The sequence below is a fragment of the Streptomyces spongiae genome, from assembly GCF_009377185.1.
GTDB lineage: Bacteria > Actinomycetota > Actinomycetes > Streptomycetales > Streptomycetaceae > Streptomyces > Streptomyces spongiae.
On record NZ_VJZC01000397.1, the window covers coordinates 1 to 9,289 of the forward strand.

The 9,289-nt window shown below is 73.3% G+C and carries 6 protein-coding genes and 1 pseudogene; 2 read left to right on the plus strand and 5 right to left on the minus strand.

Going from position 1 to position 9,289, the window contains the following annotated elements; translation table 11 throughout:
* Nucleotides 1-66: 66 nt before the first annotated feature.
* Together FNH08_RS54155 and FNH08_RS54160 are read right to left on the minus strand one after the other, a co-directional pair.
* Nucleotides 67-1,698, minus strand: coding sequence for an FtsK/SpoIIIE domain-containing protein (locus tag FNH08_RS54155; protein ID WP_407704513.1), 1,632 nt, complete (start codon nucleotides 1,696-1,698; stop codon nucleotides 67-69).
* A 375-nt stretch (nucleotides 1,699-2,073) separates the two neighbouring features.
* Nucleotides 2,074-4,455: pseudogene (locus FNH08_RS54160) on the minus strand (FtsK/SpoIIIE domain-containing protein); the annotation flags it as partial.
* 268 nt (nucleotides 4,456-4,723) lie between these two features.
* Here FNH08_RS54160 and FNH08_RS35720 point away from each other — a divergent pair.
* Nucleotides 4,724-5,665 carry a hypothetical protein gene (locus FNH08_RS35720; protein WP_152775682.1) on the plus strand — a complete coding sequence of 314 codons (942 nt, stop codon included), beginning with the start codon at nucleotides 4,724-4,726 and terminating at the stop codon, nucleotides 5,663-5,665.
* A 38-nt stretch (nucleotides 5,666-5,703) separates the two neighbouring features.
* Here FNH08_RS35720 and FNH08_RS35725 read toward each other — a convergent pair whose 3' ends face one another.
* The 3 genes from FNH08_RS35725 to FNH08_RS35735 form a co-directional block, all read right to left on the minus strand.
* Nucleotides 5,704-6,312, minus strand: coding sequence for a sigma-70 family RNA polymerase sigma factor (locus FNH08_RS35725; RefSeq protein WP_152775683.1), 609 nt, complete (start codon nucleotides 6,310-6,312; stop codon nucleotides 5,704-5,706).
* Between the two features lie 127 nt (nucleotides 6,313-6,439).
* On the minus strand, nucleotides 6,440-7,192 hold the full coding sequence (locus FNH08_RS35730; protein WP_152775684.1) for a LamG domain-containing protein: 753 nt from the start codon (nucleotides 7,190-7,192) through the stop codon (nucleotides 6,440-6,442).
* 125 nt (nucleotides 7,193-7,317) lie between these two features.
* Nucleotides 7,318-8,403 carry a Clp protease N-terminal domain-containing protein gene (locus tag FNH08_RS35735; RefSeq protein ID WP_228034553.1) on the minus strand — a complete coding sequence of 362 codons (1,086 nt, stop codon included), beginning with the start codon at nucleotides 8,401-8,403 and terminating at the stop codon, nucleotides 7,318-7,320.
* 124 nt (nucleotides 8,404-8,527) lie between these two features.
* On the opposite strand from FNH08_RS35735, the gene FNH08_RS35740 reads away from it, so the two are divergent.
* The coding region (locus tag FNH08_RS35740; protein WP_152775685.1) for a DUF899 domain-containing protein at nucleotides 8,528-9,289 on the plus strand (762 nt) is incomplete at its 3' end.

The window sequence follows — 9,289 nt, forward strand, 5'->3', positions numbered from 1 at the left end:
GAACTCATCGGCGGGAGCCCTCTGCTGTGTCCGGACGGTGTGTCCGGACGGCGTGTCCGGCGCGGGTCAGGCAGGTGCACCCGGCTCCGCGATCACCGTCTCCGGTACCTGGACCGTGCGCAGCACGCCGTCGCCCAGGTGCAGGATCGCCCGCCCCGGACGGGCCGCGCCCAGTCGGCTGCGCGGGATCTTGACGCCGATCAGTTCGCCGTCGCTCATGTTCTGCGGCTTCAGCAGCAGTCCGTACCGGTTCCGGCGGGCCTCGGTGTGCCAGCCGGAGAAGCCGGAGGAGAGCCGGTCGGTCTGGCCGGCGATCACCAGGCCCCGGCCGGTCTCGGCACCGGTCTTGGAGATCTGGGTGAGGACCGGCTCGGCTTTCGTCTTCAGCAGCAGGTCGGCGTCGTCCAGCAGCACCACCGCACCGTCCGGGGCCGTGGAGAGCGCCTCCTCCAGCCGCGTCGGGTCGATGTCGGACTCGTCGAACACCGCGAGCACTCCGGGCCGTCCGGCGAGGTCGCGCAGCGGCGAGCGGGCGGGGGCCCCGATCACGACCGGGGTGCCGGACGCGAGCAGCGACAACGCTACCGTCGACAGGACGGTGCTGCGCCCTGACCGGGCCGGGCCCGCCACCAGGAAGGTCGGCGTCATCGAGAAGTCCGGTCCGAAGGCGGTCAGTTCGTCGCCGCCGACGCCGGCCACCGCCCATCGCCGGTGCGGCCACGGCTGCGGCGCGTACCCGGCCGCCTCCTCCCAGGTGAGCCGGTCCGGCAGGGTGTCGACGCGGAACGGGCGGGTGGAGGCGGGCAGTTGAGCCGACCGTTCACGGCACTGCTCGGCGATCCGCTGGAGCGCCGCGGCCTGCGCCTGGCCCCCGGGGTCGTCCGCGAGGAGCGCGATCTGCACCTCCGCCTTGTCGGCGGCGCGCAGTGCCCGGCCCGGCGGGATCTCGTCGGGCACCTTCCGCTGGGTCACGCCGATCATGCCGTACTCGGACTTGTCGTTCAGCTTCAGTACGAGCTTGTCCTCGGTGGAGTTGCCGACCCGGCTGGAGAACAGCGCCCGGTCACCGCTCATCACCAGGTGGATGCCGACGCTCGCGCCGTCCCGGAGCAGGGTCTGCACCCCGGACAGCAGGTTCCCGGAGTCGTACTCGCCGAGCTGCTTGTCGAAGACCTCCCACCGGTCGATGAACAGCACGATGTGCGGCGGCCGTTCGTCCTCGGGCAGCGCGCGCCGAAGTTCCGGCAGGTCGGCGCTGCCGCGGGCGGCGAGCATCTCCTGGCGCCGGGCGAGCTCCCCCGTCAGCCGGGCGAGCAGCCGGGCCACCCGGTCCGGCTGGGTGCGCTGGGTGACGGCGCCGACGTGCGGCAGCCCCTCCATGGCCAGCAGTGCGCCGTTGCCGCAGTCGATGCCGTACATGTGCAGCTGGGCCGGGGTGTGGGCCTGGGCCAGCATGCCGGCGAGCGTGCGCAGCGTCTGCGAACGGCCCTGCCGGGGCGAGCCGACGACGTGCAGGTGCCCGAGTGTCGCGGGGTCGATCACCAGGGGGAGCCGGGCCTGTTGGGCTGGCAGGTCCACCACGCCGTACGCGACGGGCGGGAGGTCGTAGTCCGAGTGCGGGGCCGACGGCAGTTCGCCGGTGACCAGCTTCTCGGGCAGCGGCGGCAGCCAGGGGCTGTGCTGCGCGGGGATGCCCATCTCCCGGTCCGCCTCGCGGATCGCCTTGACGAGTCCGGTGAGGTCGGTCTCCGCCTCGGCGGGGGCGGCCGCGGCGCGGGGCCGGGGCGGGAGCGGCTCGCCGAGCCGCTCCCAGCCGACCGTCACCGCCCAGGGTGCCGGCAGCGAGGTCACCGCGGCGCCGGGCCGACGGCCGCCGACCCGTCCGGACTGGAACGGCACGAGGGAGTTCTGGCCGAGCCGTACGTAGGCGCGGCCGGGGTTGCTCTGCGAGATCCCGGCGGCTTCGGTGGAGTTGATGACGTCCTGGCTCTCGCCGGAGTCCGTCACCCGCAGCGCGATGCGCAGGTTGGTGTTGGCGCGGATCTCCGAGGAGACGACGCCACTGGGGCGCTGCGTCGCCAGGATCAGGTGGATGCCGAGGCTGCGGCCCCGCTGCGCGATGTTGACCAGGCCCTTCACGAAGTCCGGCAGGTCGCGCACCATCGAGGCGAACTCGTCGATGACGATGAGCAGTCGGGGCATCGGGGTGTGGCCCGACGGGTTCCGCTCCAGCGCGTCGACGTAGTCCTCGATGTCCTTGGCGCCGGCCGCGGCGAGGATGTGCTCGCGCCGGGTGAGCTCCGCCGTCAGCGACACCAGGGCCCGCTCGACGAGGTGGGCGTCGAGGTCGGTGACCATGCCGACGGTGTGCGGCAGGTCCACACAGTCCTTGAACGCGGAGCCGCCCTTGTAGTCGACGAGGACGAACGTCATCGCGTCCGGACGGTTCGCCACCGCGAGCGAGGCGACCAGCGTCTGGAGGAGTTCGGACTTGCCGGAGCCGGTGGTACCGGCGACCAGCCCGTGCGGGCCGTCGCGCCGCAGGTCCAGGAAGAACGGGCCGTCCAGGGAGACGCCGACGGCCGCCCGGGTCGAGCGTCCCCCGGCCGTCCAGCGCGCCCGGATGCCGTCGCCCCGCGGCGGGTCGAGGGCGATCACGTCGAGCAGCCGCGCGGAACCGGGGAGCACCGCGGCCTCCTCGTCGTCCCCGCCCGGGTCCCGCAGCGGGCCCATCGCGCGCGCCAGCGAGCGGCACCAGTCCAGGGACACCGCGTCGGGCCGTACGCTCCCGACGGTGCCCCTCCCGGAGCGTCCCACCCGCACGGTTCCACCGGGCTCCTCGACGACGACGGCGTGGCACTCCTCGGGCAGCAGCCGCTCCTCGGCGTCCAGACAGACCGCGCGGACACCGACGGACGGTCCGTCGCGCAGGATCTGCGTCACGCCGGGCAGCGAACGCAGCCTGCGGGCTCCGTCGAGGACGACGAGCACGTCGGGTCCGGCGGGCCGGCCCCGACGGTCCTCCCGGCCGGCCCGCTCGGCGATCAGCGCGGTCAGTTCGGCGACCCGGCGGGCACAGGTCTCCGTGCCGTAGCCGATGCTGGCCGGGGTGTCGCCGGACTTCTTCCGCACATGCGGCAGCCAGCGCAGCCAGGACCAGCCGTCCCGGCCCGGGCCGCCGGTCGTCAGCAGGTGGATCTGGAGGTCACGGGGGCTGTGCAGGACGGCGGCCTGGGCGACCGCCCACCGTGCCACGGAGCGCGCGGCCGGGCCCTCGCCGGCGATTCCCAGGACGTCGTGCTCACGCAGCGGAACGGTCACCGGGACGTCGTACGCGGTCCACGGGTCCTGGCGGCGGTGCTCGTCCTTGGTCGGGTCCTGGAGCACCACGTCGGAGGGCAGGTCGGCGGTCCCGACGCGCAGTTCCAGGAAGTCGGCGTCCGAGGTGCGGCGCTCCCACAGGCGGTGCCGGGGGCCCACGGCGGTCAGGACGACCTCGGCCGGGTCCGGGAAGCCACGGCGCCGGGCGGTGCGTTCGGCCGTCAGGGCCTGCTCCGCGTCGCCCTCGATGCGCGCCTTCTTCTCCTCGTAGGCGGCGACCGCTTCGGAGTGGGACTGCTGTCCGTTGCGCCGGCTCATCAGGTAGTTGCCGACGATCACGACCGGGGAGAGCAGCCCGAACAGCAGCATCGTCAGGCGGCCGAGGACCAGTGCCCCGGCCACCGCCATCACCAGCGGGGCGGCCGCGGCGAGCCACGGGAGCGGCCGGGCGCCGGGCGACGCGGGCGGGGAGGGCAGGGTGAAGCGGGTGGCGTTCTCGGCCGGCCGCAGCCGCGGGGGCCGGTTGTAGTCCCAGCCGGTGCCGTCCTCCGACGGCTCCACGGCCGCGTCCGGCCGCTGCGGGAGGGCGAGTTCGAGCAGGCAGCCGCCGACGAGGAGCTGTGCGCCGGCCGGCCAGGCGGTGGCCTCGGTGAGGTCCTCGCGGTCCAGTTGCAGGGTGCCGCCGTCGGGCGCGGACGCGTCGGGCGCCACGCGGCAGCGTCCTCCGGGGCCCACCGTCACGACGGCGAACGGACGCTCCGGTACGGTGCGCAGCACCTCGGCGGCCCCGTCGCGCGCCAGCCCGATCCGGTACTCGCCGATGTCGAGCCGGTGCACCGCGCCCGCCCCGGTCCCGCCGACCGCACGGACCTCCGCCAGCCCGTCCGGTTCGGCCGACGAGGCAGCGGCCGGGCGGCCCAGGCCCACGACGGCCGCGTGGTGGAGCGGCGTGTCCCGCAGCGGCATGTCCGCGGGCAGCAGCCGGTCGCCGACGTACAGGCCGAGGCCCTCCGGGGGCCGGGGGACGCCTCCCGCCCCGGCCAGCGCCTCCGCGACGCCGCCCACGGGCGTGTCGGGGTCGGCGTCGAGGTGGACGTCGAACGCGTCACTCTCCCCATCGACCACGGTCAACATCAACGACACGAAAGGTCCTCCAGCCTGCGTGAATTCGGGGGCGTGGGAGCCGTGCTCGGCAGCTCTCGCGCCACTGTCGGGACCTACGGGGCCCGCTCGCAGACGGTTCACGGACGCGTCGGCGCAGGCCCGTGAACCGTCTGCGGGCGGGCCCCGTAGACGCCTTCGGGTGCGGGGCGCCGCGACTCCGCCGCGGTGCTGCCCTGTCCCTCCCCCGCTTCCGACCGTCCCGGCTCCGCCGCCGGGGGTCCCGACAAGGAGTCAGAAGATGATCTGGTACGTCCTGGCCGTGGTGCTGGGGCTGGCGCTGATCGGAGCGGTGGCCGCGCTGGTCGTCACCGAGCGGCGGCCCCGCCCGCCGAAGCCCGTCGTCGCCTCGGCCGCCGTCGAGGGGCAGGAGGCGCTGGACGTGGTCGACGCGGGCCTGCGCCGGCTGACGGGCGAGTGCCTGCGCTCCGGCCGGTCGCTGCCCGACATGTACGCCGTCGTCTACTCCGAGGAGCGGCTCGGACTGCTGCTGGCCGGCGCGGAGGAGGACGCCCCCGCTCCCTGGACCGCCGAGGCGGACGGCGAGCGCTGGACGGTCTCGCCCGACGTCCTGCGCCGCCGCGACCCGGAGGGCGAACCGGCCCTGCCGTACGCGCTGACGGTGACGGTGGGGCTGGACGGCGCCGACCGGGTGCTGGTCGACCTCTCCCGGGCGTCGGGGCCCGTCTCCGTGGCGGGGCCCGACGAGGAGGTGCGCAGTCTGGCGCGCGCCGTCGTCACCGAGGCGCTCTCCGGCCCGGTCGGGGCTCCCGCCGAGGTCACCCTGGTGGGATCCGTGGCCGGCGAGGGGCTCGTTGCCGCCGACGTGCCGCGGGCCTCGCGTCTGCACACCGCGGCCAGCCTGGAGGAGGCGTTCGCCGGGGTGGCTTCGGCGGGCCCGGTCCAGGCGGATCCCGGATCGCCCGACGTCACCCAGATCTTCCGGCTGATCGAGGGCAGCAGCCGGATCGCCGTCCAGGGCGAGGCGCCGCATCTGTTCGTCGTGGACGCCTCACAGCTCCCGCGGCGGGAGGGAGCGCTGGACGGCCTGCGGCGCGGGGACGCGCTGCTGGTGCTCGGCGACGCGCCCTCGGGGTGGCGCTGGCGGGCCGGTGCGGGCGGATCGCTCGACACCGGACCGCTCGGCCTGGAGATCACCCGGCACGTGGGGCGTCTCGTGTGAGCCTCACCGGACGTCTCGCGTGAGCCTCATCCGGCGTCTCATCCGGCTTCTCGGTAGCGGCCGTCCGCGTACAGCCCGCGGACGTACAGCGCCTCCCGCAGGGCGCGGGAGGCGTAGAACGTCCGCGACTTGACCGTGCCCGGCGGCACGCCGAGGACCCTGGCCGTCTGGTTGACGCTGCGCCCCAGGTAGTGCACGTGCAGCAGCACTTCGCGCTGCGGCGGCCGCAGGTCCCCCAACGCCTCGAAGAGCACCTGCGAGGTGAGCATGTGGTCGACGTCGTCGGACACCTGCGGGTGGGCGAGTTCCGGGTCGCCGGTCTCCGCGGGTCTGGCCTGGCGGGCCCGGAGATCGTCGATGACGAGGTTGCGCAGCACGGTGAACAGCCACGGCCGCGCCGAGTCGGTGGTCGGGTCGAGCTCCCCGGCGTGACGCCAGGCGCGGATCGCGACCTCCTGGAGGACATCCTCGGCGCGGTGCCAGTCGCCCTGCAGTCGCCGTGCGGCGAACTGAAGCAGCGCGCGGCCGTGTAACTGGTAGAAGGCTCTGAGGAATTCCTCGGGCCGGAGTTCCGCGGTGGGGGGACGGGTTGTTCGGTCTTCGGTCGAAGTCTCGGTCGAAGTCTCGGTCGAAGTACTGGCCGACAAAGGCCTTTCCTCTCCGGTCGCCTGTGGGGGGCTCTCCGGTCACCTGTGGGGAGGAGACGGGACCCGGACACGATGTGCGGCCGGGCCGTGCCCCGTTGCACGTCCCGGCTCGCTCGGTGGGCGGGTGTCAGTCCGGTTCGCGGGCGGCGAGCGAGGCCACCTCGCCGGGCGTCAGTTCCCGGTCGTAGACGTGCACGTCGGCGATGTCGCCGTACCAGTGGTCGGCCGCCTTCCCCCCGACCCTGCCGCGTCCGATCAGCACATCGCCGGTGGGCTTCGCCTCGCTGGATGCCTCTCTGCTTCCCGCGAGCCTGCCGTCCACGTAGATCCGCATCCGGTGATCCTTCTGGTTGTACGTGCCGGTGAGGTGGTACCAGCGGTCGGTCTGCGGCCGCTCGGTCTTCTCCGCGACGGTACGAGCACCGGGCAGACTGAACGCGAAGTTCTCGTCCTGGCCGGAGTACTGGAGGAAGAACGTGCTGATCCCCTCGCCGTCCTGGGACAGGGCGGTGTGGAATCCGTTGATGGAGGTGAGCCGCACCCGTGCGGCGACCGAGTAGTCCGCACGGGCGGTATCCATCCGGGTGCTTGCCTTCGCATATTCGCGGGTGCCATCCAACCGCAGTGCGCCGCCCTCGGGACCGTCGGTCCACTCCACGTCGCCGCTGACGACGGCGTCCTGCTCACCCGCCTTCGCGGTGCCGGACCGGTGCAGGGGCCACCACCCGACGCCACGCAGCGACTCGGCACCCGTTCCGGTCGAGGTCTGCTGCTGCTCGGAGCCCTCGGACCCCTGGTCGCGCACCAGCTGGACGACGACGAAGGCCAGCGCGACGGTCAGTACGGCGATGGTGGTGATGAGCGACCATCTGCGCGTCATGATGCTCCCTGGGACGTGGGGCACAGGAATGTCACTGGTGATCACGTTTCCGATCGGGAAGTAGTTTGACGTACCACCAAAGTGTGACAGGCCGATGAGACGACGCGTGTGGGCGCCCCTGAATGTCAGTCGCCGGGAGTGGCGGTCAGCGCGTTGATCAGCTGGCGGGCGCGTGTCTCCTCGCCCAGGAGGGTCTCTACCAGGGGGCCGGTGCCCGGGTCGGCGATCGATTCGCCGTCGGAGTCGGCCGAACTCACCGTGCTGGGGCTCGCGGCCTCGTCGATGTACTGCTTGGCGGGCCGGACGTCGGCCGTCAGGCGAACGCGCTCACTGGTCAGGGCGCTGTGCACCGAGGCGTAGTCGAGGCCCAGGCGGGCCAGTCGCTCACCGCCCGTGTACCGGGTGTCGGGAACGGGCGCGCTCTCCCCCGCCAGATGCGGGTACCGGAGCGCGACCTCGTGGGTGGCCAGGATCGCCAGCAGGACATGCTCGGTGCCCACCGCACTGTCGCCGAGGCGACGCGCCTGCTCGTAGGTCTCCAGTCCGACCCACCAGGCAGGCTTCGACGCCAAGTTGATCCCGGCCTTCTTGATCAGCCACCGCTTCCAGAAGGACATGTGCCGATAGGAGCTACGGCCGAGAAGGACGTCGCGGGTGGCGTGCAGCAGGGGGTTGAGGCCCTCCTCCTCGCCCCCGCTGCCGCCGCTGCCGCCGTCGAGGCGGACGAGTACGGCTTGCGGTGAGATGCCGCAGACGCCCAGCAGCTCCACCGCGCGGTTGTCCTCCTCCAGCAACGCCCGCAGCAGATGAACGGCGCCGAACTTCGCCGCGCCCTCCCGTTGTGCCTGCCCCATCGCCGCGGTCAGCGCCCTCGCCGCGGCGCCCGTGAGGCGGCCGTCCCGCTCACCGTCCTCCCCCAGCACGTCCTGCGCGGCAACACTTCCCTCGGCGTCGTCGGCGCCGCTCCACGCGCCGTCCCTGTCTTTCCTGTCCCGCAACACCGCTAACAGCGCGGTCTTGGTCGCCCCTTCATGTGCGAGTGCCTCGCGCGCGGGCCCCTTGGCCGTGGTGATGCCGGCCAGCAGATGCTCGGTACCGATGGCTGCCCCGTCGTTCGACTTCGCGCCACGGGCGGCCCCCAGGATCCCCACGGTGTTCCAGTCGGGCTCCTTGATCGCTTCCATGCTTGCTTCCCTCTTCTTGCTGGTCATGGTGTCCCCTCTGGAGGACGTGGTCCCCGCAGCGATGAGTTCCGGCCGGGCCGCGAGTCCTTTCTGGTGAGTGTCGTAGGACGCCGTACGACGCTGCCCGGCACGAGACACCACGGAGGACCCCATGACGACCCCACCGGACGACCCGACCACCGCGCTGCCCGGCCGCCCGCCCGTCGTCGACCTGGCCACCTGGCAGGCCGCCCGTGACGAGCTCCTGGTCCGCGAGAAGGCCCACACCCGCGAGGGCGACGCGATCGCCGCGGCCCGGCGCAGGCTGCCGATGGTGGAGTTCGACGGGACGGTCCGGGTCGTCGGACCCGACGGCCCGGTCCCGTTCCTGGACCTGTTCCAGGGCCGCGACGAGCTCGTGGTCTACCAGCACATGTGGTACGACGGCGCGCCGCACCAGGGCCAGTGCGAGGGCTGCACCACCACGGCCTGGCACCTGAAGGACGCCGTCTACCTCAACGCCCGCGGCGTCTCGTTCGCCGTCCTGACCACGGGCCCGTGGGACGAAGTGGCCTCCTACGTCGAGTTCATGGGCTACACCCAGCCCTGGTACTCGGTGCGCGACGTGGACGCGCCGGTCGGCGGCGAGATGGGTCACCTCACCTGCTTCCTGCGTGACGGCGACCGCGTGTTCCTCACCTACTCCACGACGGGCCGGGGCAACGAACGGGTCAACGGCTCCCTCGGCCTGCTCGACATGACGACCTACGGCCGCGGCGAGGAGTGGGAGGACAGGCCCGAGGGCCGGCCCGTGATCGGCGATGTCCGCGAGGGGCACCCGTCCGTGGGCCGCCAGGCCTGCTGGTCCTGGCGCTCGGACGCCGACGGTGTCGCCACCTGGGGCCCGACCAGCCGCCCCGTCCCCCAGTGGACC